This window comes from Brevundimonas sp. TWP2-3-4b1, from assembly GCF_049897665.1.
Taxonomy (GTDB): Bacteria; Pseudomonadota; Alphaproteobacteria; order Caulobacterales; family Caulobacteraceae; genus Brevundimonas; species Brevundimonas subvibrioides_B.
On the sequence record NZ_JAFCWQ010000015.1, the window covers coordinates 1 to 26,904 of the forward strand.

The 26,904-nt window shown below is 67.7% G+C and carries 23 protein-coding genes; 9 read left to right on the top strand and 14 right to left on the bottom strand.

The features are described from left to right. Window positions 1-3,574, bottom strand: a 3,574-nt coding sequence (locus ACP7A5_RS11815) for an RHS repeat-associated core domain-containing protein (protein WP_426042105.1), incomplete at its 3' end; no start/stop codon positions are given. Window positions 3,575-3,781: 207 nt separating this feature from the next. After that, complete coding sequence (locus tag ACP7A5_RS11820) at window positions 3,782-4,330, bottom strand: hypothetical protein (RefSeq protein ID WP_426042106.1); 549 nt, start codon at window positions 4,328-4,330, stop codon at window positions 3,782-3,784. Window positions 4,331-4,747: 417 nt separating this feature from the next. Here ACP7A5_RS11820 and ACP7A5_RS11825 point away from each other — a divergent pair, with 417 nt between their 5' ends. From ACP7A5_RS11825 to ACP7A5_RS11835, 3 genes are all read left to right on the top strand, one after another. Continuing rightward, on the top strand, window positions 4,748-7,165 hold the full coding sequence (locus ACP7A5_RS11825; protein ID WP_426042107.1) for a DNA translocase FtsK 4TM domain-containing protein: 2,418 nt from the start codon (window positions 4,748-4,750) through the stop codon (window positions 7,163-7,165). A 195-nt stretch (window positions 7,166-7,360) separates the two neighbouring features. Beyond that, the gene (locus ACP7A5_RS11830; protein WP_426042108.1) at window positions 7,361-8,008 is read left to right on the top strand and encodes a LolA family protein; all 648 of its coding nucleotides are present in this window, start codon (window positions 7,361-7,363) and stop codon (window positions 8,006-8,008) included. Window positions 8,009-8,314: 306 nt separating this feature from the next. Next, entirely contained in the window at window positions 8,315-9,109 is a 795-nt protein-coding gene (locus ACP7A5_RS11835; protein WP_426042109.1) for an exodeoxyribonuclease III, read from the top strand. Between the two features lie 16 nt (window positions 9,110-9,125). Here ACP7A5_RS11835 and ACP7A5_RS11840 read toward each other — a convergent pair whose 3' ends face one another. After that, on the bottom strand, window positions 9,126-10,538 hold the full coding sequence (locus ACP7A5_RS11840) for an SLC13 family permease (RefSeq protein WP_426042110.1): 1,413 nt from the start codon (window positions 10,536-10,538) through the stop codon (window positions 9,126-9,128). 177 nt (window positions 10,539-10,715) lie between these two features. Between ACP7A5_RS11840 and ACP7A5_RS11845 the strand changes: the two genes are divergently transcribed. Further along, window positions 10,716-11,459, top strand: a complete 744-nt coding sequence (locus tag ACP7A5_RS11845) for a hypothetical protein (RefSeq protein WP_426042111.1) — start codon at window positions 10,716-10,718, stop codon at window positions 11,457-11,459. Window positions 11,460-11,462: 3 nt separating this feature from the next. Here the strand turns inward: ACP7A5_RS11845 and ACP7A5_RS11850 are convergent, their stop codons facing one another. Further along, window positions 11,463-12,149 carry a response regulator transcription factor gene (locus tag ACP7A5_RS11850; RefSeq protein WP_303694776.1) on the bottom strand — a complete coding sequence of 229 codons (687 nt, stop codon included), beginning with the start codon at window positions 12,147-12,149 and terminating at the stop codon, window positions 11,463-11,465. Between the two features lie 60 nt (window positions 12,150-12,209). Beyond that, on the bottom strand, window positions 12,210-12,935 hold the full coding sequence (locus tag ACP7A5_RS11855) for a YggS family pyridoxal phosphate-dependent enzyme (protein ID WP_426042112.1): 726 nt from the start codon (window positions 12,933-12,935) through the stop codon (window positions 12,210-12,212). Here ACP7A5_RS11855 and ACP7A5_RS11860 point away from each other — a divergent pair. Continuing rightward, window positions 12,934-13,584 carry a thiamine phosphate synthase gene (locus ACP7A5_RS11860; protein ID WP_426042113.1) on the top strand — a complete coding sequence of 217 codons (651 nt, stop codon included), beginning with the start codon at window positions 12,934-12,936 and terminating at the stop codon, window positions 13,582-13,584. The genes ACP7A5_RS11855 and ACP7A5_RS11860 overlap by 2 nt on opposite strands. On the opposite strand, the gene ACP7A5_RS11865 is transcribed toward ACP7A5_RS11860, so the two are convergent. Then, window positions 13,581-13,973 carry an NtrZ family periplasmic regulatory protein gene (locus ACP7A5_RS11865; protein ID WP_426038539.1) on the bottom strand — a complete coding sequence of 131 codons (393 nt, stop codon included), beginning with the start codon at window positions 13,971-13,973 and terminating at the stop codon, window positions 13,581-13,583. The two genes, ACP7A5_RS11860 and ACP7A5_RS11865, sit on opposite strands and share 4 nt — an antisense overlap. Before the next feature lie 392 nt (window positions 13,974-14,365). On the opposite strand from ACP7A5_RS11865, the gene ACP7A5_RS11870 reads away from it, so the two are divergent. From ACP7A5_RS11870 to holA, 4 genes are read left to right on the top strand one after another with little or no spacing between them, the layout of a single operon-like run. Next, window positions 14,366-14,818 carry a DUF3576 domain-containing protein gene (locus ACP7A5_RS11870; protein ID WP_426042114.1) on the top strand — a complete coding sequence of 151 codons (453 nt, stop codon included), beginning with the start codon at window positions 14,366-14,368 and terminating at the stop codon, window positions 14,816-14,818. Between the two features lie 60 nt (window positions 14,819-14,878). Beyond that, complete coding sequence (gene leuS / locus ACP7A5_RS11875; RefSeq protein WP_426042115.1) at window positions 14,879-17,446, top strand: leucine--tRNA ligase; 2,568 nt, start codon at window positions 14,879-14,881, stop codon at window positions 17,444-17,446. Then, entirely contained in the window at window positions 17,447-17,929 is a 483-nt protein-coding gene (lptE, locus tag ACP7A5_RS11880; RefSeq protein ID WP_426042116.1) for an LPS assembly lipoprotein LptE, read from the top strand. Beyond that, entirely contained in the window at window positions 17,926-18,978 is a 1,053-nt protein-coding gene (gene holA, locus ACP7A5_RS11885) for a DNA polymerase III subunit delta (RefSeq protein WP_426042117.1), read from the top strand. The genes lptE and holA overlap by 4 nt, the downstream gene beginning before the upstream one ends. A gap of 173 nt (window positions 18,979-19,151) precedes the next feature. Here holA and ACP7A5_RS11890 read toward each other — a convergent pair whose 3' ends face one another. From ACP7A5_RS11890 to rho, 8 genes are all read right to left on the bottom strand, one after another. Beyond that, window positions 19,152-19,328: a hypothetical protein gene (locus tag ACP7A5_RS11890; protein WP_425990349.1), complete on the bottom strand. Its 177-nt coding sequence runs from the start codon at window positions 19,326-19,328 to the stop codon at window positions 19,152-19,154. A 26-nt stretch (window positions 19,329-19,354) separates the two neighbouring features. After that, entirely contained in the window at window positions 19,355-20,245 is an 891-nt protein-coding gene (locus ACP7A5_RS11895) for a ParB/RepB/Spo0J family partition protein (RefSeq protein WP_426042118.1), read from the bottom strand. Between the two features lie 21 nt (window positions 20,246-20,266). Next, complete coding sequence (locus tag ACP7A5_RS11900) at window positions 20,267-21,094, bottom strand: ParA family protein (RefSeq protein ID WP_426042119.1); 828 nt, start codon at window positions 21,092-21,094, stop codon at window positions 20,267-20,269. A 1-nt stretch (window position 21,095) separates the two neighbouring features. After that, window positions 21,096-21,725 carry a 16S rRNA (guanine(527)-N(7))-methyltransferase RsmG gene (rsmG, locus tag ACP7A5_RS11905; protein ID WP_426042120.1) on the bottom strand — a complete coding sequence of 210 codons (630 nt, stop codon included), beginning with the start codon at window positions 21,723-21,725 and terminating at the stop codon, window positions 21,096-21,098. Further along, window positions 21,725-23,590 (bottom strand): tRNA uridine-5-carboxymethylaminomethyl(34) synthesis enzyme MnmG, encoded by a 1,866-nt coding sequence (gene mnmG / locus ACP7A5_RS11910; RefSeq protein ID WP_426042121.1) that lies wholly within the window; start codon window positions 23,588-23,590, stop codon window positions 21,725-21,727. The genes rsmG and mnmG overlap by 1 nt, the downstream gene beginning before the upstream one ends. Before the next feature lie 81 nt (window positions 23,591-23,671). Further along, a complete protein-coding gene (gene mnmE, locus ACP7A5_RS11915) occupies window positions 23,672-24,967 on the bottom strand; it encodes a tRNA uridine-5-carboxymethylaminomethyl(34) synthesis GTPase MnmE (RefSeq protein ID WP_426042122.1) in 1,296 nt (431 codons plus the stop codon). Window positions 24,968-25,109: 142 nt separating this feature from the next. Next, a complete protein-coding gene (locus tag ACP7A5_RS11920) occupies window positions 25,110-25,343 on the bottom strand; it encodes a DUF6489 family protein (RefSeq protein WP_303694792.1) in 234 nt (77 codons plus the stop codon). A 48-nt stretch (window positions 25,344-25,391) separates the two neighbouring features. After that, window positions 25,392-26,825, bottom strand: coding sequence for a transcription termination factor Rho (rho, locus tag ACP7A5_RS11925; RefSeq protein ID WP_426042123.1), 1,434 nt, complete (start codon window positions 26,823-26,825; stop codon window positions 25,392-25,394). Window positions 26,826-26,904 lie beyond the last annotated feature (79 nt).

The following is a 26,904-nucleotide window of genomic DNA, read 5'->3' on the forward strand; positions in this document are numbered from 1 at the left end:
CGCCGCAAATAAAGGGCGGACATTCACCCGTCGGGTCGGTCTGATTGACCGGATCATTCCCCACATACCCATAGAGGTTCATTCCCGCCTCATACCCCACGGGGTCGGTCTGCAGGAACCTTCCCAGGTCCGGCCGGTAGACTCGCGCCTTGTAGTGGTAGGCCGCAAAGTCCGGCATCCACATCTGGCCGGTGTACATCAGCCGGCCGCCGTTGCCGGGGCGGGGGTTGCCGTACTCGTCATAAGCCAGAGGCGTGGCGATTAGGGCACCCGACGCGTCGGTGATGGCGATTGAGGAGTTCTGGTGGTCTTGCAGGGTATAGTTCGGATTGGTCGTGCTCCCACCCACATACGCGGCCACAAGCTCGTCAGCCCAAGGGCCGCGCACCCAGCGCGTCAGGGCTGTCGCCCCGGTCGGAATGACGGTGACAATCTCCGACCCGCCGTCGTAGCCGTAGCGCGCGCCTTGCGTCCCGACCATCTGCGACAGCCGGTCTAGTGGGTCGTAGGTCAGGGTCGACGATCCCACGCCCGTCAGGCGATTGGCGGCGTCGTAGGCATAGGTGCGGGACCCGTCGCCAGTCAGGTTGCCCTGGGCGCTCCAGGTCAGGGTCGCGCCGCCCGCGGTGACCGACTGGTTCAGCCCGTTGTTCGCAAAGGTCGCCGAGCCCGTCGGACCGGCGTAGACATAGGCTGGGTTCGACCGGCCCAAGGACGTGATCTGGCTCGCCGGACTGTGGGAGTAGCCGAACGTCACGTCCGAGGCCGTGCCGGCCAAGTCTTGGCTGAGGCTCGTGAGGCGCGAGGCCGCGTCATAGCCGTAGAGGGTGGAGACCCCGTTGCCCCGACCGGTCGCGGTTCTCCGGCCCTGGTTGTCGTAGGCATAGGCGACGATGTCGGTGACCCCAGCCTGACGGATCAGGACCATCCGATCGTCGAGGTCGTAGCCGTAGGTGACGAAGAAGGCGTCGGGCCAGGTCAGCCGGGTCCGCCGGCCTGCCAGGTCGTAGCCGCTGGTCGTCGTCCCCAGCGACGCGGTCTCGGTCGTCTGGCGGCTCAGAGCGTCCCAGGTTGAGCAGACCGCCGTCGTCGAACAGCTGGGCACGCCCGATGCGTGTGATGCGGACAGGCGGCGGCCCAGGTTATCGTAGCGATACCAGACGTCGTTGGAGCCAGAGGGGGCGTCGATGCCGGTGATGCGGTTGAGGGTGTCGAACGCCGTCGTGAACAGAGTATTGGCGCGGGTCCGTTTCGATGTCGGATTGTCGTTGGCGTCGTAGCCGTACTCCTCGAAGTCGGAGCTGTTGGCGACGTGAGCGCCCACCGCCGTGACCGGGAAGTACAGACGATAGAGCCGGTCCATGCCGTCGTAGGCGTAAGCCGAACGGTTGCCGGCCCCATCCTCGATCCAGTCCGTCTTGGAGTTCGACGTCCAAGCCTGCACCCGCTCCGTTAGCACGGCCGGGGTGGCGTAGCCCGTCTGAACCTGAGCCAGACGAGCGGCGGCGTCATAGGTGTTGCGAACGATGCGATCCGGACCGTAAGCGCCGGCTGTCGTCAGAGAACAAGCGTTGGTGGCGGAAGTCCCGAAGTTGGCGGGATTCATCCGCTGCGCCGTGCAGATCAGGCGGCCAGCGGTGTCATAGGCGTAGTCTGTCAGGCTTGCGGCCGCCGTGCCGGGAGCGCCTTGCTCTCGCGACATGCGACCTTGGGCATCGTAGGTCGTGGTCGCCGTTTGCAAGGTGGAGAAGGCGGACCAATCGGGATCGGTCTGGCCGTTCGTCGTGCCCCGCTCGACAACAGTCGTCTGCCCATCGGCGTTGTAGGTGTTGCGGGTCGCCGGGAAGAGGCGACCGCCGCCCGCATCGGGGTCGGGACCGATGACCCCGACCGACTGGCGCATGACATCGTAGACGTAGCGGGTCGTGTCGGCGGTCCCGGCGAGAGGGCCGTTCACGCTCAGGACGTTGGAGGTCGCGTCGTAGGCCGTGGTGGTCGTGGCGGTGAGGGAGGCGTCCCCCGCCCCGCTCGACAGGGTCACCGGCAGCAGATTGGAGGCGGCGCCGCTGCCGCCTGCCTGGTAGCCGATGGTTGAAAGGATCTCATCGGCCGTCCCGTCGCACAGCGCCGGCGTCGATCCGACCTGACCCGGCAGCGTCGCGCACTGCGATTGTTCGACCCGAAGCCAGACCGGGCTGGTGTTCTGAGTGATCGAAGAGGAGCCGCCCTGTTTGTACCAGGCGTTCTGCTGTTGGTAGACGGATCGGGTCTGGGGCTGCACCGCGCCGGAGGTTGGCACCGGGCTTGTCTCGGTCAGGACGTTACCCGCTGCGTCATAAGTATAGGTCGTGACGTTGCCCCTCGCGTCGGAAACGCTGGTCGGGCGGCGGCACAGGATGGCGGTGGTCAGCCTGCAGTCCTGATAGTTGAACGTGGTCACGGCGTCTGCGATGCCCGAGCCCGGCTTCGCACTTTCAGTGATCGTTTCGACCGCGCTTGTGACGTAGCTGCGCGTGATCCTGACGCCATTGCCTTCCGGATAGGTCGCACCGACGAACCCTGAACCGTCGAAGCCCAACCCAGTGGTTTGACCGAGCTGATTGGTCACAGAAGCGAGGGACGACAGCACCTGCCCGTTGCTGAATTCGCCTTGGTAGTCCCAGCGGAAATTGTAGACGGTCGTCCCCGCGTTGGGATCGGTGATTGTCGTATCGAGATCGTAATTTTCCGTCGGGGGCGGGCAGGGGCCGGTTGGCGGACAGGGCCAGCCCTCGTAGCCATATGTCCACGTTCCTACGCCGTCCGAAGCGGCTGTCACGCGCCAGCCGAGTGGCGGCACGAAGATGTTGGTGTAGGTCACTGACGCGCCCGACGTCCGCGTAGGCCGCGCCATGCCGACAATCTTCGCCGTCGTTGGGGTAGTGCTGTCGAAGATAACGCGGGTGGTGCGGTTCAGGGCATCGGTGACCTGCTGTTCGACGCCGGACGTCGTGAAGGTCAGGCTTGGCCAGGCGACCGAGTAGGTGCAACTCGCGGCCGCCGGGTCGCAAGGATCGACAGCGTTGTTGAGCGCCGTGACCTTGGAGAGAACGCTACTGATATAGTCGAAATGGATCTGGTACCCGAGATTGTTAGAGACCGATTGCAGACCGCCAGAGGCGTAGGTGAAGGTGACGATCTCACCTGTCGGCTTGGCGATCGACACGATCTTGGTCTGATCTACCAGCGCACCTCCCACGACCACCCGGCTTGTGCCCTGATACGTCCCGATCGTTCCATCGGGCGCGGTGTATGTCCAAGTCCCGCTCGCCTCCGTCAGCGTCCCCAAGCCATCCATCAGGATGTAGGGGCCGGTGCAGGTGTCCCGCTGGAACTTGCTCGACTTCCCCATGAAGCTGACGGTGAGATAGTTGTAGCAATAGGGGTCTGAGCCGACCGGTTTGTTGACCGCGCCCCAGTTGCTGTAGCGCCAAGCGTGTACGCCCGTGTCCCACGTCGCGGCGAAGCTCAGCCCGCCGTCCGCAGGCCCCACGCTGATCGACGGCGAAGACACCTGAACCGTTCCGGACGACAACTCGACTCCGAACCGGTCAACCGCTTCGAAGGGCGCGGATGGTACAAGGCTCTCTTGGGCGACGGCGCCCGAAGAAGCCAAGCACACGCTGCTCAAAACAACCGACGCGGCCAGGGTATGCCCGAGCCGGCTATTATTCTGGCTACAATGCGAGAACGATAGAATCGCGCGCAAGGCCTTCGCCCAGAATGTCAGCATGATGGGTTCTCAGCAGTATACATAGGTGGCCCAGAGCGGCGTCGATCCGAGGTAGACGACGAGATTCCCGTCGTCCTGGAGACGCAGGAAGGCTCCCGCGTTGCCTGAGGTGGTGGTGTTGAACAGCGCGGTCGCCGGCGACATTACGGAGGTGTACAGGACCAGATTGCCGTCGCCCTGCATGACCAGCTGCGCGGCTTGGCCGTTGGCGCCCGCCAGGACGACGTGTGGAACGCCGTTGCAAGTCACGGTCAAAGAGCCGTCCTCGGCCAGCGCCAGACGGGAGCGCCCGTCCACCGACACCAGAGCCTGCTCGGGGATGATGAACTCGCCTGGATAGAGGATGCTGCTATCCATGCGAGGCGCGATCGGCGTCGATTGACGCTGGGTCCGATTATTAGCGCTGTCGTAAACGTATGTTGAGAGAGTCCTGTTTCCGCTGGCCGCCGCCGTTGCGTTGGCCAGCAGTCGCCCATGCTCGTCGTAGCGATAGGTGGACGTTTGCTGGGCTTCTGCAGAAGACGCCAACAGCCCGAAGGCAAAAAAAATCAGACCCACGACCCGCATGCATCCCCCACCCGCCAGCCAAGGTTGTAGTCGGCACGCAATAGGCGAGGAGGTCAACCCATCAAAGATCGCCGGATGGTAAAAGCCGAGGTGTAAAGCGGTGTGACCATCTGCTGACCGCCTCGAGCGTTTTACACGCCTGGTCCACTAAGTCGTCGATCCAGTATGCGCTCGGACCCGCCTACGAATCTGAGGCTCGACGTCCGTCGGCGCACATGTCCGACCTGGTCGCGAATAGCGATCGGAGCCCGCAGAAGCTGTCCGACTTCACCCGCGACTTATCCCAGAAGTCGGACCGGCCGTCTGGAAAAAGCCAAGGAAAATCAGGCGGCGTGATCACGCCATCACTAACAGCCCCTTAACCCCGAGCCTGCGACACTGGCCTGCAAGTCCGTCCGGAGCCCCTGCATGTCCGCAGCCCTCGCCATCAGCCAGCGCGCCATTCTGGGCGCTCTCATGATCTGGGAAGCCCCCTTCATGGTGCGGTTTCGCGGCGTGCTGCAGGCCCTGCTGGCGACTCTGCTGGTCGCCGCCCTGGTGTCCTGGAACCCCGCCGATCCCAGCCTGAACGCCGCGTCATCGATCGCCCCCACCAACTGGCTGGGAGCCAACGGCGCCCTGTTCGCCGATCTGTTCATGCAGTCGCTGGGCCTCGCCGCCTGGCCGGCCGCCGCCCTGACCGTCGCCTTCGGCCTGGCCTCCGCCATCGGCGACGCGATCCAGCAACGCCTCAAACCCACGCCGCTCAAGACTCTGGCCGCCTCGGGCGGGGTCCTCAGCCTGTCCGCCGCCCTGTCGGCCCTGGCCGCGCCGACCGCCTGGCCGCTGGCGGCGGGGCTCGGCGGGCTGTGGGGCGACGGGGTCATCGGCCTCGTCGATGCCGGCTTCCGCGCCCTCGGCGTTCCCGGCGGAGAGATCATCGGCGGCGTCGCCTTCGTCACCTTCGGCTTGTGGGCCTGCGGATACGCCGTGGGCCTGCGCCTGAACGATTTTGCCGAAGGGGCCGCCTGGGTCTCGGGCCTGCGCCGTTCCGCGGAGCCCGCGCCGCCTTCGCGCAGGCGTCCCGTCCGGCCCGCGCCGGACGCGGAGGCCGCGCCGGTCCGCGCCCCGCGCCGCGCGCCCAGGCTCGAGCTGCCCGACGACGACGAGGCTGAGACCGGGACGCCCCTGCCCTGGGACGAGCCGGTCCACGCGCCCGCCTCCGCCGCGCCGGCCTCGCGCACGTCCGGGAACGAGATCAAGGTCGCGGCGCCCAAGCCGGCCAAATCCTCGAAGAAGACCGTCGACGACGACCAGACCGCCTTCGACTTCGTCCGGCCCGAAGGCGACTTTTCCCTGCCCCCGCTCGGCATGCTGGCCAAGCCCCAGGCCCGCGCCGGCATGGTCGACGAGGACGCGCTGAAACAGAACGCCAAGATGCTGGAAGGCGTCCTGGCGGAGTTCGGGGTCAAGGGGGTGATCGATCAGATCCGCCCCGGCCCGGTGGTCACCCTGTACGAACTGGTCCCGGCGCCGGGCGTGAAGCACGGCCGCGTCGTGGCCCTGTCCGACGACATCGCCCGCAGCATGTCCGCCCGCGCCTGCCGCATCTCGGTCGTGCCGAACCGCAACGCCATCGGCATCGAACTGCCCAATCTGAAGCGCGAGACCGTCTATCTGAGGGACCTGCTGGCCTCGTCCGAATACGGCAAGCCGGCCCACATCCTGCCGCTGGCCCTGGGCGAGACCATCGGCGGCGACCCTTACGTGGCCGATCTGGCGCGCATGCCCCACCTGCTGATCGCGGGCACGACCGGCTCGGGCAAGTCGGTCGGGGTCAACGCCATGATCCTGTCGATCCTGTACCGGCTGTCGCCGGCCGAATGCCGCTTCATCATGATCGACCCCAAGATGCTGGAGCTGTCGGTCTATGACGGCATCCCGCACCTGCTGGCCCCTGTGGTCACCGATCCGAAGAAGGCCGTCGTCGCCCTGAAATGGACGGTGCGCGAGATGGAGGACCGCTATCGCCGCATGTCCAAGCTCGGCGTGCGCAACGTCGCGAGCTACAACGAGCGCGCCCGCGAGGCCCAGGCCAAGGGCGAGCATTTCGAACGCACGGTCCAGACCGGCTTCGACGATCAGGGTCGCCCGGTGTTCGAGAGCGAAAAGATCCGCCCCGAGCCCATGCCCTATCTGGTCGTGGTCATGGACGAGATGGCCGACCTGATGCTGGTCGCCGGCAAGGACGTGGAGGGCGCGGTCCAGCGTCTGGCCCAGATGGCCCGCGCCGCCGGCATCCATTTGATCATGGCGACACAGCGCCCGTCGGTCGACGTCATCACCGGCACGATCAAGGCCAACTTCCCGACCCGAATCTCCTTCCAGGTCACCTCCAAGATCGACAGCCGCACCATCCTGGGCGAGCAGGGCGCCGAACAGCTGCTAGGTCAGGGCGACATGCTCTACATGGCCGGCGGCGGCCGTATCACCCGTCTGCACGGGCCGTTCGTGACGGACCAGGAGGTCGAGGAAGTCTGCAAACACCTGCGCGCCCAGGCCGAGCCCGACTATCTCGACCTGATCACCGACGATCCCGACGGCGACGAGGACAACGCCATGGAGGACGGCGGCAATGCATCGTCGGGCGACGACCTTTACGACCGCGCCGTGGCCGTGGTCACCCGCGACCGCAAGGCCTCGACCTCCTACGTCCAGCGCCGGCTGCAGATCGGCTACAACCGCGCCGCCTCACTGATCGAGCGGATGGAGCAGGAGGGCGTCGTCAGCCAGGCCAACCACGCGGGCAAGCGCGACATCCTCGCCGGTCCGCCGCCGATGGCCTGATCGTGCTCTCTCCCCATAAAGGGGGCGGGAGACGGCTTTCGGGAACCTTTCGACCTGAACAGGGCTTCATCCCGCCGCCTGAATAAGGTCTAGCTGCCGTCATCGCCGCGCCGCGCTGGACCGGCACAACGGCAGCCTCGAAAACCATCCCGTCCTCCGGTCAAGCCGGGGGATGACGAAGGGAGAAAGACGACCATGACCCTGTCCCGCAGAGACCTCGGCTTCGGCCTCGCCGCCATCGCCAGCCTGTCCGGCATGGGGGCCGCCCTGCCCGCCAGCGCCCAGACGGCGCTGTCGGCGGAGGACCGCGCCACCCTGGCCACGGCCCAGACCTATCTGCAGAACCTGACCTCGGCCCAGGGCAACTTCGTCGAGACCGGCGCGGGAGGCCAGCGCCGCGAAGGCCGCTTCTATCTGCAGCGCCCCGGCAAGATGCGGTTCGAATACACCAATCCGGCGGGCCTGCTGGTCGTGTCGGACGGCGACAACGTCAAACGCTACGACCCTCGCCTGAACGTCTTCCGCCAGGTGCCTCTGGGCGTGACGCCGCTGTCGACCTTCCTCGCCCGCAACGTCCGTCTGGACCAGGGCGTGCGGATCGATCGCGTCACCCGGATGCAGTCCGGTGCCTTCGCCATCACCGCCCGCGATCAGAGGAACCCGAACGAGGGTTCGGTCATCCTGGCCTTCTCCGGCACGCCGCTGCGGCTGCAGGAATGGACCATCACGGATTCGCAGGGCGGGCGCACCCGGACCCAGTTGACCACTCTGACGCCCGCCCCGAACCTCGCTTCCAGCCTGTTCCGCCTGACCGATCCGACCCGCCGACCCGGTCGCAACTGACGGATCCACGAATCGTGGACCGTGTTCGGCAGAACACAGGCAATCGCCCTCTCTTTGGATTTGACTATTTCTATGAGGCGTGACACTTTGAGCACAGAGCGGCGGCGGCCGTTCTTGCGCCTTCGGACCTCATCCCCTCCCGATGGCGGCGAGAGAGAAACAACCTTCACCCCCGGCGTCCGCGCCGGGGGTTTTCTTTTCAGTGCCCGATCGCGAGCCCCCGGGTCGGATCTTCAATCTGCCCGAGGCTGAACTTTGCGGTCGCTCACGGCTTGAGCGCGGCCCGGCTTGCGCTAGACGGGGTCCATGCTTCGCGTCGCCACCTGGAACATCAACTCCGTCCGCCTGCGCATCGACCAGGTCGCGCGGTTCGTTGTTGAGGCAAACGTCGATGTCCTGTGCCTGCAGGAGATCAAATGCCTGGAGGACCAGTTCCCCCGGAACGCCTTCGTCGACATGGGGATGCCGCACCTGAAGATCGCGGGCCAGAAGGGCTGGCATGGCGTCGCCATCGCCTCGCGCCTGCCGATCGAACGTTCGGACACCTTCCAGGCCTGCAAACTGGGCCACGCCCGCTGCGTCTCAGCCAGGGTCGCCGGCGTCGACATCCAGAATTTCTACATCCCGGCCGGCGGCGACGTGCCGGACCGCGCGCTGAACCCGAAATTCGATCACAAGATGGACTTCTACGAACAGCTGACCGCGACGATCGCGGGTCAGGACCGTTCGTCGCGCCTGCTGATGTGCGGCGACTTCAACATCGCCCCGAGCGAGTTCGACGTCTGGAACCACCGCTATATGTCGAAGATCGTCAGCCACACCCCGCTGGAGGTCGAGACCCTGAACCGGCTGCAGTCGGCAGGCGGCTTCCACGACGTGGTCCGCGACGCCTGGCCGGAACCGCAGAAGCTGGCCTCATGGTGGAGCTATCGCGCCGAGGACTTCCGCAAGTCGGCGCGCGGCCTGCGCCTGGACCACATCTGGACCTCCCCGGGCCTGACGCCGTCGGTCGTAGCCGGCTCGGCGATCATCCACGAGCCCGTCCGTGCCTGGACCCAGCCCAGCGACCACTGCCCGATCACGGTCGATCTGGACGTCTAGCGCCGGCCTCCAGACTCTAGAACGGGAAGAAGATCGGGATGGCGACCATGGCCGCGACCCAGGTCACCAGGTTCAACGGCAAGCCGACGCGGACGAAGTCCATGTAGCTGTACCCGCCCATGTTGAAGACCAGCACATTGGTCTGATAGCCGAACGGCGTGGCGAAGGCGGCCGAAGCGGCCATCATGACGCAGACGAGGAAGGGGCGCGGATCCACGCCCAGGCTCTCCGCCAGCGCCACGGCGATCGGGGTGATCAGCACCGCCACCGTAGCGTTTGACAGCAGTTCGGTCGCGAACAGGGTCACGCCGTAGAGGACGATGAGGGCGCCCAGCGGCCCCATCGGACGAATCACATGGATCAGGGCGTCGGCCCCTGCGGCCGCCAGTCCGGTGACCTCGATGGCCGTGCCGACCACGACCATCCCCGCGATCAACAGCAGGATTTCCGGTCTCAGCCCGGCATAGGCCTCCTCGGGTGTGATGACCCGGCACAGGATCAGGGCGACCGCCCCGGCGAAGGCGGAGGCCGCGATGGGCGCCCATCCCAACGCCGCAGAAGCGATGACGAGGGCGAAGATCGCCAGCGAAATCATAGCCGGTCTCAGGCGAAACGGCTGGTCCGCCGCCCCGTACAGGGCCACGTCTCCCAGATGGGCGTCGCCCGAGCCGTCCGGCTGGTTGCGGGATTCCCCGAAGCGCGGCAGCCCGAAGGGCAGGAGCCGACGGCGCTGGCGGTTTCTCGCCTCAGCCTCGGCGCGCCGGCGGCTCTCCTCGATCATCGCGATCCGTGCAGCCTCGGCCTCGTCTTCGGCCACCGCACGGCCCAGCTGACGCGCGCCGACGAAATAGAGCCAGAGCCCCCCGGCCACGGCGATGACCAGCCCCACCGGCGTGATCTCGAACAGGCTGAAGACCGGCTGGCCCGCGTTCCGCGCCATGTCGTTGACCAGCAGGTTGGTCGATGTCCCGATCAGCGTCAGCAGCCCCCCAAGGACTGTCACATGGCTGAGGGGCATGAGGAATCGCTTGGGCGACAGATGCAGGCACTTGGCGACGTCGCGGATTACGGGCGCGGCCAGGACGACGACCGGGGTGTTGTTCAGAAAGCCGCCGACGGCGCCGCACAGGCCGATGACGATCCAGATTCCCGTCGCTCCGATCCTCGCCGCCAGTTGCGTCGCCTGGCGGATCAGCAAGCCCAGAAGCCCCGACAGCTCGATGGCGTAGGCGATGACGAACAGACCGGCGAGGGCGATGACCGCCGGGCTGGCGAAGGCGCCCTGCACCTCGACCGGCCGCACGACCCCGAACAACAGCAGGACGGCGGCGGCAGTCAGGGCGACGACGTCGGCGCGAACCTTGCCATGGATCAAGACGCCGACGACGCCGACAAGCACCGCGAGGGCGGCGATCTGATCGAAGGTCATGAGCCCGTGCAGATCGCTCCGGGGCGCTTGCGTCAACCTTTTTCAGGCGCCGGACCCCGAAACGCCCCGCGCGTGCTAGACTTGGTCATGCTCGAACCGACCGCGCTGCTTCGCCCGTCGGCCGTCGCGCTCGCGGCGACCGCTCTCCTTCTCTCGGGATGTCAGCGGGAGGCGGCCGTGACTGCTCCGCCGATCGCGCCCCCGCCGGCCGAAACGGCTGAACCGCCCGTGCCGCCCGCCCCGACCCTGAATCGCGCCGGATTGTTGCAGGCGATGGACGCAGCGGCCTCGGCCTATGCGGCGGGCCAGACCGCCGGGGGCTCGCTGACCGGACGTCGGTTCGTCGTCCGCCAGGCCTTCGGCTGCGCGGGTGGGAGCCCGCCCGTCGGGGCGGCGCCCGGCGACGGGCTGGCGGCCTGGTCGTGGGGACCCCGGCGCAAGAGCCTGAGACTGACCCTGACCCCCGGCGACTGGACGGATTCGCCGCTGCTGGCGGGGAGCGCCGACCGCTGGGAAGCGGCCGAGGGCTTCTGGATATCCCGGCCATGGCTGCGAGCCGACGGTTGTCCGGGCGTCGAGGGCCATCCCCTCGCGAGCGGCCCGGTGGCGGCGCCGTCGCCCCAGTCCGTCGGTCTTGCGGCGGTGTTCGAGGAAGACGGCTCCCGACTGGGTCGCCGCAACGGTCGCGCCTACGAATTCACCGTGCGCGGCGAGGGCGACCAGGCCCCGGCCGCGCCCGTCGGCGGCTATCGGCTGGTGCTGGAAGGTCGCCTGGCTGCATTCGCGGACGGGCGCGCGCTTCGTTGCCGAAGCGCTTCCTCCGACCAAAGGCCGGTCTGTATCGGCGCCGTTCACCTGGATCGGGTGGCTTTTGAGACCGCCGACGGCAGGATCCTGTCGGAGTGGCGGGTTGGAGGCTGACGCCTAGGGCTGCAGCCGGTACCCGCCCGCGTCGGTCAGCAGAAGGCGCGCCTGGCCGGGCTCGGGCTCGATCTTCTGGCGCAGGCGATAGATGTGGGTCTCCAGGGTGTGGGTCGTGACCCCGGCGTTGTAGCCCCAGACCTCGGTCAGCAGCTCCTCGCGCGACACCGGCTTGGCCCCGGCGCGATAGAGGTATTTCAGGATGTTGGTTTCCTTCTCCGTCAGCCGGATCTTCTTGCCCTTGGGATCGACCAGAATCTTGCCGGCGGGGCGGAAGGAATAGGGGCCGATCTGGAAGACGGCGTCCTCGGACTGTTCGTGGCTGCGCAGATGGGCGCGGATGCGGGCCAGAAGGACGGCGAAGCGGAAAGGCTTGGTCACATAGTCGTTGGCCCCGCTGTCGAGACCCAGAACCGTGTCGGCGTCCGAATCCTGCCCGGTCAGCATGATGACGGGGGTCGAGACGCCGTCCTTGCGCAACAGGCGGCAGGCCTCCCGGCCGTCCATGTCGGGCAGGTCGACGTCGAGCAGGATCAGGTCGGCGCGGATCTCTCGACCCAGGCGCAGACCCTCAGTGGCGGTCGAGGCCTGGACGGTCTTGAACTCCTCATGCAGCGCCAGTTGCTCGGCCAGGGCCTCGCGCAGGTCGTCGTCGTCGTCGATGATGAGCAGGGTCTTGGCTGGGGGCATCTGTCTAGAATGGCGAGGCTGGAGCCAAACGCCAAGGCGGCGGCTGAATTTGGCGTGGAATCAGCAACTAGAGGGCGCGAAAGCCGGGTTTCGTTCCCCGAACAACGCCGATCCGACCCGCACGTGAGTCGCACCCAGCCGGATCGCGGCCTCGTAATCGGCGCTCATCCCCATGGACAGGACGCCCAGGCCGTTGCGGCCGGCGATCCGGGCCAGCAATGCGAAATGCAGGATCGGTTCCTCGTCGGCGGGCGGAATGGCCATCAGTCCCTCGACGATCAATCCCTGGGCGCGGGCGGCGGCGATCAGGGCATCGGCGTCGCGGGGGGCCACTCCCGCCTTCTGGTCCTCCTCGCCGGTGTTGATCTGGACCAGCAGCCGGGGTGAGCGGCCGATCTTCTGCGAGGCCGAGGCCAGGGCGCAGATCAGTTTCGGCCGGTCCAGGGTCTCGATGACGTCGAACAGGGCGACGGCGTCGTCGGCCTTGTTGGACTGGAGGGGGCCGATCAGGCGAAGCTCAAGGTCGGGCCGAGCCGTCCGGCGATCGGTCCAGCGGCCCTGCGCCTCCTGCACCCGGTTCTCGCCGAAGACCCGCAGCCCCGAGTCGAGGGCGGCCTTGATGGCCTCGTCCGGCTGGGTCTTGGACACGGCGGTCAGGGTGATCGCGGCCGGATCGCGGCCCGCAGCGCTGGCGGCCGCCGCCATGCGCGCCCGGATCGTCGCCAGACGCGCGGCAAAGGTGTCGTCTGTAGACGGGGGCGTCGAAGCGGGGGATGAGGCGACCATGGACGTGCCGGATATGACGGAAGACGGAGCCCGATTGTGGGCCATGGCTCAGGCTCTAGCCCGCGACGCCGACATTGTCAGGAGCGGCGGGCGGTCGCGTGTCCCGCCGATGCTGCTGTTCACCGACCCGGAACGGACGCCGAGGCCCTGGGAGATCGCGGCGCGAATGCCGGCGGGATCGGGCGTCGTCTATCGGTCGTTCGGCGCGGCGGACGCGATCGCGACCGCGGAGCGGCTGCGCATCGCCACGCGGGAGCGCGGCATGAGCCTGCTGATCGGACTGGACGCCGGGCTGGCGGACCGGGTCGACGCCGACGGCCTGCATCTGCCGGAACGGGCGATCCCGGCGGCCTATCCCCTGTCGGGACGGCGGCCGGACTGGATTCTGACCGGTGCGGTGCATTCAGTCCAGGCGGCGCTGGCCGCGCGGGATCTGGACGCGGTGGTGCTGTCGCCGATCTTCCCGGCGGGCGGGGAGTCCTCTGCGAAACCCTCTCTCGGCAGGAATTCCCTGGCTCGCGCCTCGGAGGGCCGGACGCGCGTCATCGCGCTCGGCGGGATCACGGCCGGAAATGCAGGCGGATTGCAGGGATCGGGCGTCTTCGGACTGGCGGCGATCGGCGGCATCGCCGGGCCGTTCGGGCCCTAGAAGCGGAACAGGGTTTCCAGTCGCACGCGCGGCTGGGCGCGGCGGTCGGTCTCGGGCGCACGGGCCGGATCCTGCTCGGGCGTGGCCAGGCCGGCGGCGGCGCCGACGCGCAGGCGCGGCGACAGGCGATAGTAGGCGCCGGCTTCGACGTCGCCCCATTCGGCTTCGCGGCCGACTGGCTGGTTCAGGTTGAAGTCGAGGCCCCAGCGGCCGTTCTCGTTCCAGCGCAGGCCGCGACGCGGTGCGGCGGGGGTCGAACGCTGGGCATTGGACGCTTCGGCCAGGGTCACGGCCGGCGCGCGCGACCGCGATTGCGCGGACGCTTCGCCCGCGACGCCGAGAAGGGCGACGAGACCGACAGAGGCAGCGATGACCGCGGCGAGACGCATTTCCAACCCTTCGACCCGGCGTTTCTCGCCGGACCCTTGTTCGTGAACCCGGCATTTCCACCGTGGACGTGCCGATTAGACACCGGTAGTCCGCCCGGTCAACGCAACGAGGCCGAAGCAACCCGGTTCCACCGACTCTTGCACCCGCCTGTGGCGCAAGCGTCACGGGAAGACGACGGGAAGGTGTTCGCCGGGCTGGGGAAATCGTCTTCCGAGCCCGATGCGGATCGTGGCCGCCGGATACGGAGGGCCTCGGCTGTGGATTGCCTTGTCATCGCCCCTTTTGGGCGTGTTATAGAGCCGCGCTTGGCGAACGGTCGGGACCGTCGCGCCTTTGCGCCCGCCACCCGCATCGGGACCGGCGGGTCAGCACCCGAAGGAGACGACGTTCGATGGGTTTTGTTCGCGGCAAGACGGTCCTGGCGACCACACTGGTTGTCACCGGCGGTCTGCTCCTCTCCGCCTGCGGCGGTCTGCCCTTCTCGGGCGGCTCGGCCCCCCGCGCCACGACGGCGCAGCAGGGCATCGGCGTCAATGCCTATCTGTGGCGCGCCACTCTCGACACCCTCAGCTTCATGCCGCTGCTGACCGCCGATCCGTGGGGCGGCGTCGTGAACTATGACTGGTACGTCAATCCGCAGACGCCGAACGAGCGTTTCAAGGCGACCGTCTTCATCCTCGACACCCGCCTGCGCGCCGACGCCCTGAACGTCACGGTGACCAAGGAGGTCCGCACTGCCGGCGGCGACTGGACCGCCTCGCCCGTGGCCGCCCAGACCGAGGCCGACCTGGAGAACGCGATCCTGACCAAGGCGCGCCAGCTCAACCTTTCGAACGCGGGCTAAAAGCCGCTAGCACACCGCCCTCCTTCGGGTCCTCCGACAGGAGCCGCCCGAAGGAATCCCGTGTCCGCCTCTCCGACCCGCTACGACCCCAAGACCGCCGAGCCGCGCCAGCAGGCGCGCTGGGCCGATGCTGACGCCTTCGTCACGAAGGATACGGGCCGTCCGAAATACTATGTCCTTGAAATGTTTCCCTATCCGTCTGGGAACATCCACATGGGCCACGCCCGGAACTATGTGATGGGCGACGTGGTGGCGCGTCACAAACGCGCCCAGGGCTTCGATGTCCTGCACCCGATGGGCTGGGACGCCTTCGGCATGCCGGCCGAGAACGCGGCCATGGAGCGCGGCATCCATCCCAAGGGCTGGACCTACGACAACATCGCCTCGATGCGCGCCCAGCTGAAGCTGCTGGGCCTGTCGCTGGACTGGTCGCGCGAATTCGCCACCTGCGACCCGGAATATTACGGCAAGCAGCAGGCCTGGTTCCTGGAACTGTATCGGCGCGGCCTGGTCTATCGCAAGGACGGCGTCGTCAACTGGGACCCCGTCGACAACACTGTCCTGGCCAATGAACAGGTCATCGACGGCAAGGGGTGGCGCTCGGGCGCGGTGGTCGAAAAGCGCAAGCTGAACCAGTGGTTCCTGCGCATCACCGACTATGCCGACGACCTGATCGACGGGCTCAAGGACCTCGACCGCTGGCCCGACAAGGTCCGGCTGATGCAGGAGAACTGGATCGGCCGGTCCAAGGGCCTGCAGATGACCTGGACATGGGCCGGGGAGGCTCCGGCCGCCTCGCCGGACGGTCTGGAAATCTACACCACCCGCCCCGACACCCTGTTCGGCGCCTCCTTCATGGGCATCGCGCCCGACCATCCGATCGCCAGGGCCATGGCCGAGGCCGATCCGAAGGTCGCCGCCTTCGTCGCCGAGTGCCGCGCGGGCGGAACCTCCACCGCCGACATCGAACAGGCCGAAAAGATCGGCTGGGACACCGGGCTGAAGGTCCTCCACCCGTTCGACGGGCATGAGGTCAGCGTCTGGATCGCCAACTTCATCCTGTCGGAATACGGCACGGGCGCCATCTTCGGCTGCCCCGCCCACGACCAGCGCGACCTGGATTTCGCCCGCAAATATCTGCTGCCTGTCCTGGCCGTGGTGAAACCGGACGGCGCGGGCGATGATTTCGCGGTCGAGACCGAGGCCTATACGGGCCCGGGCGCCCTGTTCCACTCCGACTTCCTGGATGGCCTGTCGATCGAGGACGCCAAGGCGGCCGCCATCGCCCGGATCGAGGCGGCCGGCATGGGCAAGGGCGCGACCATCTATCGCCTGCGCGACTGGGGCGTCTCGCGTCAGCGCTACTGGGGCTGCCCCATCCCCATCGTCCATTGCCCGTCCTGCGGCGTGGTCGAGGTTCCCGCCGATCAGCTGCCGGTGGTCCTGCCCGACGACGTGACCTTCGACGTGCCCGGCAACCCGCTGGATCGCCACCCGACCTGGAAACACGTCCAATGCCCATCCTGCGGCGCCCAGGCGACGCGCGAGACCGACACGCTCGACACCTTCGTCGATTCCAGCTGGTATTTCGCCCGCTTCACCGACCCGACGGCGGACGAGCCGATCAACAAGGACGCCGCCGATCGCTGGCTGGCCGTCGACCAGTATATCGGCGGGGTCGAGCATGCGGTCCTGCACCTGCTCTACGCCCGGTTCATCACCCGCGCCCTGTCCGACGCCGGCATGCTGTCGGTGAAGGAGCCCTTCGCCGGCCTGTTCACCCAGGGGATGGTCGTCCACGAGACCTACCGCCGGGCCGACGGCGCCTGGGTCGAGCCGACCGACGTCGACCTGACCAACGACGCCGGCGTGCGCTCCGCTCTCCAGAGGTCGACCGGCGAGACCCTAGTCATCGGCGACATTGAGAAGATGTCGAAGTCGAAGAAGAACGTCGTCGCACCCCAGGAAATCCTGGACTCGCACGGCGTGGACGCCGGCCGCCTGTTCGTCCTGTCCGACAGCCCGCCCGAGCGCGACGTGCAGTGGACCCCCGGAGGCGTCGAGGGCGCCAGCCGCTTCGTCCAGCGGGTCTGGACCCTGTTCGACAGCTTCGAGGCCGACACAGCCGGTGATCCGGCCGCCGACGCCCTGCTGCTCAAGGAAACACACAAGGCCATCAAGGCCGTATCCGAGGGCGTCGAAGGCTTCCGCTTCAACTCCGCCATCGCCAAGCTCTACGCCTTCGTGGCCACGATCCGCGACCACGACGGCGCGTCAGGCCGGGCGCGGCGCGAGGCTCTGTCGGCCCTGGCCCGTCTCGTCGCCCCCTTCACCCCGCACGTCGCCGAGGAAGGCTGGACCCGTCTGGGCGAGACCGGCATGGTTCTCGACTCCCCCTGGCCTGTGTTCGATCCGGCCCTGGCCGCCGACGACGAGGTCGTGCTGCCCATCCAGATCAACGGCAAGCGCCGCGGCGAGATCACGATGCCGCGCGGGGCCGACGCCAGCGCGGTCGAGGCCCGGGCGCTCGCCAATCCGGCTGTTCAGGCCTATCTGGAAGCCAACTCGCAATCGATCCGCAAGGTGATCGTCGTGCCCGATCGCATCGTCAACCTGGTGGCCGGCTAGATGTCGGTCCGCAGCCTGTCAGCGCTGGCGGCCGCCTCCCTGCTCCTGGCCGGGTGCGGATTCACGCCGCTGTACGGGGATGCGGGCGGATCGCCGTCGCTGAGCCGGATCGCCGTGACGACCCAGGACGACCGGCTGGGATACCGCCTGCGCGAGCAACTGGAGGACGCTCTCGGCTGGAACAGCAACGCCGCGCCGCTGTATCGGCTGGAGACGGTCGTTCAGCAGAACCGTCGTCCGCTGGGCCGCCGGATCGACGACACCGCCACCCGTTATGAGCTGACCGTGCGCGGGGCCTGGACCCTGACGCCCGTCGCGGGCGGCGCGGCCCTGACCGGGACCGAGGCCGTCACCACCACCTACGCCGCCGCCGACCAGCCCTATGCCGCCATCGCGGCCCAGCAGGACGGCGAGGACCGCGCCGCCTCCGAACTGGCCCGGCTGATCCGCGTCGACCTGATGCGGGCTCTCTCCGCCCCATGATCCTTGCCAAGCGGCCCGAGGTCGACCGCTTCCTGGCGAAGCCGGACGCCGGAATCCGCGCCGCCGTCATCCACGGCAAGGACCGCTCCGGCGTCGCCGAGCGGGCCGAAATCCTGTGCAGGGCCGTCACCCCCGATCTGAACGACCCGTTCAACGTCACCCTGCTGACCGACAGCGACATCGACGGCGACGAGGCCCGGCTGGAAGAGGCCCTGACCGCCCTGTCGATGATCGGCGGACGCAGGCTGGTCCGCGTGCGGCTGGGGTCGGAGAAGACCTCGATCGACAAGATGCTGGCGGCGGCGCTCAAGATCCATGCCGACGGCGGCTACAATCCCGACTGCATGCTGGTGATCGAGGCCGGGGCCCTCGGCCGCGATTCCGCCCTGCGCAAGGCGGCCGAGGCCGGCAAGGGCTCGGTCGGCATCGCCGTCTACGAGGATGAGGCTGGCGACATCGCCCGCATGACGCGCGAGGCCCTGGCCGTTGACAAGGTCGGCCTGACCACCGACGCCCTGGCCGCCTTCGTCGCCCGCCTGCCCCGCGAGCGCGGGCTGATGCGCCAGGAGATCGAGCGGCTGGCCTTGTATGTGGGTCCGGGATCGGGACGGACCATCGATGTCGAGGAGCTGGAGGCGCATCTGGGCGTGGAAGCAGACGCTTCGCTCGCCGATGCGGCGCTGCAGGCCTTCGGCGGACGCCCCGCTCCGGCGCAAGGCGGGCTGAGACGCGCCCTGGCCGAAGGCGAAAGCGCCGTCATGGCGGTACGCTCCGCCTCGATCCATCTCGGCAAGCTGCGCCGGATCAATGTGCTTCAGGGCTCGGGCGCCGGGGCCAAGGAGGCCGCCAAGGCCGCCGGCGTGTTCTGGAAACAGGAGGCCGAGATGCTGCGTCAGGCCCGCGCCTGGCGGCTGGAAGAGCTCGACGTGGTCCAAAACAGCGTCAATACGGCCGATGTCGCGACGAAGACGACAGGGATGCCGGAGCACCTGATTGCAGAGCGTTTGCTGCTGGAGATTGCCGCACGGGCGCGACGACTGGGGCTTTGAATCAGTCCCTTCTCCCCTTGCGGGAGAAGGTGGCAGCCGAAGGCTGACGGATGAGGGGTCGTACCAGTGGTCGGAGTGAGTGGATCGAGCGCTAATCTTCGACCTGAGCGTGACCCCTCATCCGACCTCGCTTCGCTCGGCCACCTTCTCCCGCAAGGGGAGATGGGAAATCATCAGCCCCGCTTCGACGCCTTGCGGAAGGCGGGCTTGGCCAGGGCGGCGCTCTTGGCGGCGGCGGCGCGTTCCTCGCCCTTGCCGCCGTTCATGGCGGCGTGGCCGGGCGTAGCGGCCTTCTTGGCGGCGAGGACGCGTTTCAGGGCTTCGGAGGCGGTTTCAGGCGTGTCGGTCATGACCGCACCCTAGCACGCTCGGGCACTCAGGCGCGCATCAACCGGCGACAGAGGTCGTCCAGCTGTTCCAGGCTGGCGTAGGACAGGGTCAGTTCGCCCTTCCCGCCCCTGTCGGCCAGCGCGATCCTGACGCCCAGGGCATCGGCCAGATCTTGCTCCAGAGCCGCGATGTCGGGCGATACAGACGCCTGGTCGGCGGAGCTCTTGCCGAGCTTCGGTTTCTGCTCGTCCTGCGACTTGCGGGCCAGAGCCTCGGTCTGGCGGACGTTCAGCCCCTGGGCGACGACCTGGTCGGCCAGCGTATCCGGGTCCCTGGCCGTCAGCAGGGCGCGGGCGTGACCGGCGGACAGGCGGCCCTCCAGCACATGCTCACGTGCGCCGGGGCTCAACTGGGTCAGGCGAAGGGTGTTGGCCACATGGCTGCGCGACTTGCCGACGATGCCGGCGACCGCGTCCTGGGTACGACCGAACCGCTCCATCAGCACGCCATAGGCCGCAGCCTCCTCCAGCGGGTTGAGGTCGGCGCGCTGAACGTTCTCGATAATGGCGACTTCCAGCACCTCGAGGTCGTCCATTTCGCGGATGATGACCGGCACCTCGGTCAGTCGCGCGCCCTGGGCCGCGCGCCAGCGGCGCTCGCCGGCAATAATCTGCCAGACGCCGTCCTCGCCGGGCTGCTGACGCACCAGAATCGGCTGCAGCACGCCCTTGTCGCGGATCGACTGGGTCAGTTCGTCGTGGTCCGCCTTGGTAAACTGCTTGCGCGGTTGATCGGGGTTGGGCTTCAGGCTCTCGATCGGGACCGACAGCACGCCGGTCGGCAGAACCGCGCCCAACGCGACCGGCACAGGCTCGTTGATCGACTCGCCCATCAGGGCGGACAGGCCGCGGCCCAGACCTCTTTGACGTTCAGACAAACTCTTGATTCCGTATGATGATCAGGCGGCGAGGCGGCGGCGTTCGCGACCGACGACTTCTTTGGCGAGCTTCAGATAGGCTTGGCTGCCCGTGCATTTCAGATCGTAGATCAGAACGGGTTTTCCGAAGGAGGGCGCCTCGGACACCCGCACGTTCCGGGGGATGACCGCGTCATAGACCCTGTCCCCGAAGTGGCTCCGAACGTCCGCGGCCACTTGTCCCGACAGGGCGTTGCGGCGGTCATACATGGTCAGGACCAGACCCTGGATTTCGAGCGTCGGATTCAATGATTGACGGACCATCTCGATCGTCTTCATCAACTGAGTCAACCCTTCGAGTGCGAAGAACTCGCACTGCAGCGGGACCAGAACCCCGTCGGCCGCGGCCATGGCGTTGAGCGTCAACAGGTTCAACGACGGCGGGCAGTCGATCAGCACATAGTCATACCCGGTATGGCCTTCCCCGCCCTGTCCCGCGAGCGCGTCGCGCAGGCGGTAGGAGCGGCGATCGGCCTGGCTGAGCTCGATCTCGACACCCGACATGTCGGCGTCGGCAGGAATGATGTGCAGGCCCGGCACGGCCGTTGGTACGGCCGCATCGTGGACGGACCGACCATCGACGATCACGTCATAGATGGTGATCCGGCGTGTTTCACGTGGAACACCCAGACCCGTGGAGGCATTGCCCTGGGGATCCATGTCGACGATCAGCACTTTCTCGCCAATGGCGGCCAGCGCCGTGCCGAGGTTGATCGCTGTCGTCGTCTTCCCCACCCCGCCCTTCTGGTTGGACACGGCGAGGACGCGCGGCGCCTTCTTCGGGCCAGAGCCTGGGACTGACTTGGTCAAACTAACCACGTTGCTGATTTCCACGGGGGCGAAGGCTCCGAACGGTAACGATGCGGCCCCCCGGATCACTGCGCGAGACCGAAAGCCCAGCGTCGACTTGCCAGGATTTCGAGGCCTCCCGCAACTCCGCCTCGGCCTTCTCTCCCTTGAGAAACAAACCTTGTGCACCGCGAGCCAGATAGGGCTGTGCATAACCCAGCAGCTTTTCCATCGGCGCCACGGCGCGCGCGGTGACGACATCGACCTTAAGCGCCTGTTCCTCGGCCCGCCCCCAGACGACGGTCGCCGGCAGGGCCAGCTCATCCACGATGGTCTGCAGGAAGCGGCAGCGTTTCTGGAGGGAATCGATCAGCCAGATGTGGGCGCCCGGCCGCCCCTTCAAGAGGATGGCCAGCACGACGCCGGGAAACCCTGCGCCCGCACCCAGATCCGCCCAGGTCCGCGCGAAACCAGCGAGATCCAGGAGTTGGGCCGAGTCCCAGGCGTGCCGGTTCCAGAAGTCCGGCAGACTGTCCGGCCCGACCAGGTTCATGACCGCGTTGGCCTCAGTCAGCATGACCCGAAACCGTTCGAGGTCGGCCATCCGTTCCGGCCAGGCGCCGGTCGCCTTCTGGAATTCCTCGGCGGTCATCAGGCCGCGACCGCCGCTTTTTTCACATGGGACAGCAGGGCCGTGAGCGCACCGGGGGTCACCCCCTCAATGCGACCGGCCTGGCCGAGGGTGCGCGGCAGGACCAGCGACAGCTTTTCGCGGACCTCGTGCGACAGGCCGCCGATCGCCGCATAGTCGAGGTTGGCCGGAAGCATCAGGGCCTCCTCGCGGCGCAGGGCCTCGGCGTCGGCGGTCTGACGATCCAGATAGCCGGCATAGCCCGCGTCGATCTCGACCTGTTCGCGCACGGCCGGGCTCCAGTCGCCGATGGCGGGGTATGCCGCCGCGAAGGCGGACAGATCGACTCCCGGATAGGCCAGCAGATCGCGCATCGATCGGCGCTGGCCGTCCGCATTCACCGCGATGCCGAGCGCCTGGGCCTCGTTGGGCGTGAACCGGGTGTCGCGAACGAGCCGCGTGGCATCGGCCAGGGCCGCCGCCTTGATCCCGAAGGCGCGCAGGCGCTCCGAAGAGACGATTCCGGCCTCAATGCCGAGCGGGGTCAACCGTTGATCGGCGTTGTCGGCGCGGAGAGTCAACCTATACTCGGCGCGGCTGGTGAACATCCGGTATGGCTCGGTCACACCACGCGTGACCAGATCGTCGATCATCACGCCGATATAGGCCTGGTCCCGCCCCAGCACGATTTCCGGGGATCCGGCGGCGGCGCGGGCGGCGTTGAGGCCGGCAATCAACCCTTGAGCGCCCGCCTCCTCATAGCCGGTCGTACCGTTGATCTGACCCGCCAGGTAGAGGCCCGGACGGCCCTTGACCTCCAGCGCCGGGGTCAGTTCGCGCGGATCGACATAGTCGTACTCGATCGCATAGCCGAAGCGGAACACCTCGACCTTTTCCAGCCCCGGCATGGTGCGAAGGAAGGCGGTCTGCGTCTCCGGCGAGACCGAGGTGGAGATACCGTTGGGATAGACGGTCGGATCGTCCAGACCCTCTGGCTCCAGGAAGACCTGGTGAGAGGTCTTGTCGGCGAAACGGACGACCTTGTCCTCGATCGAGGGGCAATAGCGCGGGCCGACGCCGGTCAGCTTGCCGCCATAGACGGCGCTTTCCCCGAGGTTGGCGGCGATGATGGCGTGGGTCTCTTCGGTCGTATGGGTTATGCCGCAGGCGATCTGGGGCACGTCGATCTTGTCGGTCAGGAAGCTGAAGGGCACGGGCACGGCGTCGGCGGCCTGCATCTTCAGCCGGTCCCAGGCGATGGTGCGGCCGTCGAGGCGTGCAGGGGTTCCGGTCTTCAGCCGCCCCATCTGCAGTCCGGCGCCACAGAGGTCGGCGGCAAGACCCGTCGAGGGCGCCTCGCCATGACGGCCGGCGGGAATCCGCTCGTCGCCGCGATGGATGACGCCGTTGAGGAAGGTGCCGGTCGTCAGGACCAAGGCGCCCGCGCGGAGCGAGAGAGCCTCCCCGGTCGTGACGCCCACGACGCGCGACCCGTCGAGGATCAGGGCCTCGGCCGTGCCGGCCATCAGGGTCAGGTTGGGGTAGTCGGCCAGCTCGGCCTGCATGGCCTGGCGGTACAGGCGCCGGTCGATCTGGCTGCGAGGGCCGCGCACGGCGGCGCCCTTGGAGCGGTTCAGCAGACGGAACTGGATGCCGGCCTTGTCACCGAGCCGACCCATCAAGCCGTCGAGGGCGTCGATCTCGCGCACCAAATGGCCTTTGCCCAGGCCGCCGATGGCCGGGTTGCAGCTCATCTCGCCGATCGTCTCGAGCGTCTGGGTCAGCAGCAGGGTGCGGGCGCCGGCGCGCGCGGACGCCGCGGCGGCTTCGCAGCCGGCATGGCCGCCGCCGATCACGATGACGTCGAAGGAAGAGGGGGAGCTCATGGGCCGGGACATAGGCGAAACGGGCCGGAAACGCCACTGATCCGATGTTTCACGTGAAACAGAGGCGCCAGGGGGCCTGCGTCACTTGCCGATGCAGAAGGTCGAAAAGACCTCGCCGAGAATGTCCTCGACGCCGATGGTGCCGGTGACCCGGCCCAGGGCCTCGGCGGCGCGGCGAAGGTCGTCCCCGGCCAATTCGGGCGCGGTCGCCAGATGGGCGCGCGCCGCCTGCACGGCGCCAGTCGCCTCCGAGAGACGCCGCCTGTGGCGCTCGCGTGTCACCGCGGGGAAATCCGCGCCGGACAGATCCCGAGCCAGCCGGGCGGCGAGTGCATCGTGCAGGTCGCGCAGACCCTGGCCTGTCACAGCGCTGACCGCGAAACCCTCCCCCGGGGCGGCCGCCAGATCGGCCTTGGTCCAGACCGTGAAGTCGTCAGGTCGGGCGAAGCCGGCGGCGTCCCCGTCGGGATCCCCGGGCGCCCGGACCCAGAGACGGAGGTCCGCGGCCTGCGCCCGGCCGCGCGCTCGGCGGACGCCCTCGGCCTCGACCGGGTCATCGCTGTCCCGCAGGCCCGCCGTGTCGGACAGGGTCACCGCATAGCCGCCGATGACGAGGTCAGCGTCGAGCACGTCGCGCGTCGTGCCTGCGATGGGGGTGACGATGGCGGCCTCCCGCTCGATCAGGGCGTTGAACAGGGCCGACTTGCCGGCGTTGGTCTCGCCGATCAGGACGATGCGATAGCCCTCACGCACGCGCCGTCCCCGTTCAGCGTCCGCCAGGGCGCCGTTCAGGTCGGCGGTCAGGCGATCAAGCACCGGACCGGCGGATGAGGCCAGATGGTCGGGTACGTCCTCGTCCGGGAAGTCGATCTCGGCCTCGACGAGGGCGAGGGCCGTCAGCAGGTCGCGGCGGAAACCAGCGTAGGTCTGGCTGAGGGCCCCGTCGAGCTGACCCAGGGCCTGGGCCGCCTGGGCTGAGGTCTCCGCGTCGATCAGGTCGGCGACCGCCTCGGCCTGGGCCAGATCCATGCGGCCGTTCTCGAAGGCGCGGCGGGTGAACTCTCCTGGATCGGCAGGACGCAGGCCCAGATCGATCAGGGCGGTGGAGACGGCGTCGATGACGGCGCGGCCGCCGTGCAGGTGGAGTTCGGCGCAGTCCTCGCCGGTGTAGGAGTTCGGGCCGGGAAAGCGGAGGACGAGGGCCTGGTCGAGGATCGCGCCACCATGTTGCAGACTGCGCAGGGCGGCGAGGCGGGGCTTCAGGCCGGGCGCGCCGAGGCCCGCGAGCGCCGCGTTCGTCTCCGGGCCGGACAGGCGCAGGATGGCGATCGCCCCCCGGCCCGGAGGGGTGGCGAGGGCGAAGACGGTGTCGGTCATTATGTTTCTCCTCCCCCGTTGGGGGAGGTGGTTCGAAGCGAAGCGGAGAGACGGAGGAGGTCCGCCCCGGTGTCGGTGGCTGCGGCCTGCCCCCTCCACCACTTCGTGGTCCCCCTCCCCCGACGGGGGAGGAGACGTTTGTTCACTTCGGCGTCGTGACCGCGGCCTGCATGAGCTGACGGAACTGGTCCTGGGCCTGGAGGCCGAAGCTGGTCCAGGTCTTCATCAGCTCTTCGGGCTGCATGGCCGACATGTTGGCATCCATCCGCTTCTGCATCTCGGCGACGAGATGGTCGTTCAGCGGCTGGACGTCGGGCAGGCCGAGGAAATGGCGCGCCTCCGCCGGCGTGCATTCGACTTCGACATTCACCTTCATCACGGTCTCCTTGTTTCACGTGAAACATAGGCCAGACCCGACCGTTCGTCAGGTGTTCATCGACTGGAAGAAGTCGGCGTTGTTCTTGGACTGGCGCAGCTTGTCGAGCAGGAACTCGATCGCGTCCTGCGGGCCCATCGGGTTCAGGATGCGGCGCAGCACATAGGTCTTGGTCAGCTGGTCCTTCGGCGTGATCAGCTCTTCCTTGCGGGTGCCGGATTTCAGCACGTCGATGGCCGGGAAGATGCGTTTGTCGGCGACCTTGCGGTCCAGCACGATTTCCGAGTTGCCAGTGCCCTTGAACTCTTCGAAGATGACCTCGTCCATGCGCGACCCGGTGTCGATCAGGGCGGTGGCGATGATGGTCAGCGATCCGCCCTCCTCCACGTTCCGCGCCGCGCCGAAGAACCGTTTGGGCCGCTGCAGGGCGTTGGCGTCGACGCCGCCGGTCAGGACCTTGCCCGACGACGGGACGGTCGCATTGTAGGCCCGGCCCAGACGGGTGACCGAATCCAGCAGGATGACGACGTCCTTCTTGTGCTCGACCAGGCGCTTGGCTTTTTCAATCACCATCTCGGCGACGGCGACGTGGCGGGTGGCCGGCTCGTCAAAGGTCGACGCCACGACCTCGCCCTTCACCGTCCGCTGCATGTCAGTGACTTCCTCGGGGCGTTCGTCGATCAGGAGGACGATCAGCGACACTTCGGGGTGGTTGGCCTCGATCGACTTGGCGATATTCTGCAGCATCACCGTCTTGCCGACGCGGGGCGGAGCGACGATCAGGCAGCGTTGGCCCTTGCCCAGCGGCGCGACGATGTCGATGACGCGGCCAGAGCGGTCCCGCAGGGTCGGGTCCTGGATTTCCATGATCAGCCGCTCATTGGGATACAGCGGCGTCAGGTTGTCGAAATTGACCTTGGTGCGGACCGTCTCCGGGTCCTCGTAGTTGATCGTGTCGACCTTGAGCAGAGCGAAGTAGCGTTCGCCTTCGCGGGGGCCGCGCACGGCGCCGTGAACCGTGTCGCCCGAGCGCAGGCCGAAGCGGCGAATCTGGGACGGAGACACATAAATATCATCCGGACCCGGAAGATAGTTGGCGTCCGGCGAGCGCAGGAAGCCGAAGCCGTCGGGCAGCATTTCCAGCGTGCCAGAGGCGATGATCTCCACCTCTTCGTCGGCCAGAGTCTTGAGGATGGCGAACAGGAGATCCTGCTTGCGCAGATTGGACGCGTTCTCGATCTCCAACTGTTCGGCGAAGGCGACCAGCTCGACCGGGGTCTTGTCGTTCAGCTCCTGGAGCGTGATCCGGCCGGACGGCACGACGGGTTCGCCGTCCTCTTCCGCGTCATCGCCGATGTCGGCGGCTACGTCGGCGTCATTGGCCCCATCCGCCTGCGAGGTGTCGTCGGTGGTTTCAGGCGTCAGGCCCTCGAGCGCTTCGGCTTCAGGGGCTGTGGTGTCGGTGTCGCGGACGTCGGTCATGTCGGAGCTCTGGATTCACGCCGTCACGGCCCGGCGTCGAGGACGTCAGGCGGGGACAGATGGTCCTCCGGGCTGGCCG

What these genes read in the sequence shown, in the direction of transcription:
- ACP7A5_RS11860 (WP_426042113.1), top strand. Translation starts at nt 12,934, where the DNA reads ATGGACGTGCCGGATATGACGGAAGACGGAGCCCGATTGTGGGCCATG.
- mnmG (WP_426042121.1), bottom strand. Translation starts at nt 23,590, where the DNA reads ATGAGCTCCCCCTCTTCCTTCGACGTCATCGTGATCGGCGGCGGCCAT.
- rsmG (WP_426042120.1), bottom strand. Translation starts at nt 21,725, where the DNA reads ATGACCGCCGAGGAATTCCAGAAGGCGACCGGCGCCTGGCCGGAACGG.
- ACP7A5_RS11835 (WP_426042109.1), top strand. Translation starts at nt 8,315, where the DNA reads ATGCTTCGCGTCGCCACCTGGAACATCAACTCCGTCCGCCTGCGCATC.
- ACP7A5_RS11840 (WP_426042110.1), bottom strand. Translation starts at nt 10,538, where the DNA reads ATGACCTTCGATCAGATCGCCGCCCTCGCGGTGCTTGTCGGCGTCGTC.
- ACP7A5_RS11890 (WP_425990349.1), bottom strand. Translation starts at nt 19,328, where the DNA reads ATGACCGACACGCCTGAAACCGCCTCCGAAGCCCTGAAACGCGTCCTC.
- holA (WP_426042117.1), top strand. Translation starts at nt 17,926, where the DNA reads ATGATCCTTGCCAAGCGGCCCGAGGTCGACCGCTTCCTGGCGAAGCCG.
- ACP7A5_RS11865 (WP_426038539.1), bottom strand. Translation starts at nt 13,973, where the DNA reads ATGCGTCTCGCCGCGGTCATCGCTGCCTCTGTCGGTCTCGTCGCCCTT.
- mnmE (WP_426042122.1), bottom strand. Translation starts at nt 24,967, where the DNA reads ATGACCGACACCGTCTTCGCCCTCGCCACCCCTCCGGGCCGGGGGGCG.
- ACP7A5_RS11920 (WP_303694792.1), bottom strand. Translation starts at nt 25,343, where the DNA reads ATGAAGGTGAATGTCGAAGTCGAATGCACGCCGGCGGAGGCGCGCCAT.
- rho (WP_426042123.1), bottom strand. Translation starts at nt 26,825, where the DNA reads ATGACCGACGTCCGCGACACCGACACCACAGCCCCTGAAGCCGAAGCG.
- lptE (WP_426042116.1), top strand. Translation starts at nt 17,447, where the DNA reads ATGTCGGTCCGCAGCCTGTCAGCGCTGGCGGCCGCCTCCCTGCTCCTG.
- ACP7A5_RS11850 (WP_303694776.1), bottom strand. Translation starts at nt 12,149, where the DNA reads ATGCCCCCAGCCAAGACCCTGCTCATCATCGACGACGACGACGACCTG.
- ACP7A5_RS11830 (WP_426042108.1), top strand. Translation starts at nt 7,361, where the DNA reads ATGACCCTGTCCCGCAGAGACCTCGGCTTCGGCCTCGCCGCCATCGCC.
- ACP7A5_RS11825 (WP_426042107.1), top strand. Translation starts at nt 4,748, where the DNA reads ATGTCCGCAGCCCTCGCCATCAGCCAGCGCGCCATTCTGGGCGCTCTC.
- ACP7A5_RS11870 (WP_426042114.1), top strand. Translation starts at nt 14,366, where the DNA reads ATGGGTTTTGTTCGCGGCAAGACGGTCCTGGCGACCACACTGGTTGTC.
- ACP7A5_RS11855 (WP_426042112.1), bottom strand. Translation starts at nt 12,935, where the DNA reads ATGGTCGCCTCATCCCCCGCTTCGACGCCCCCGTCTACAGACGACACC.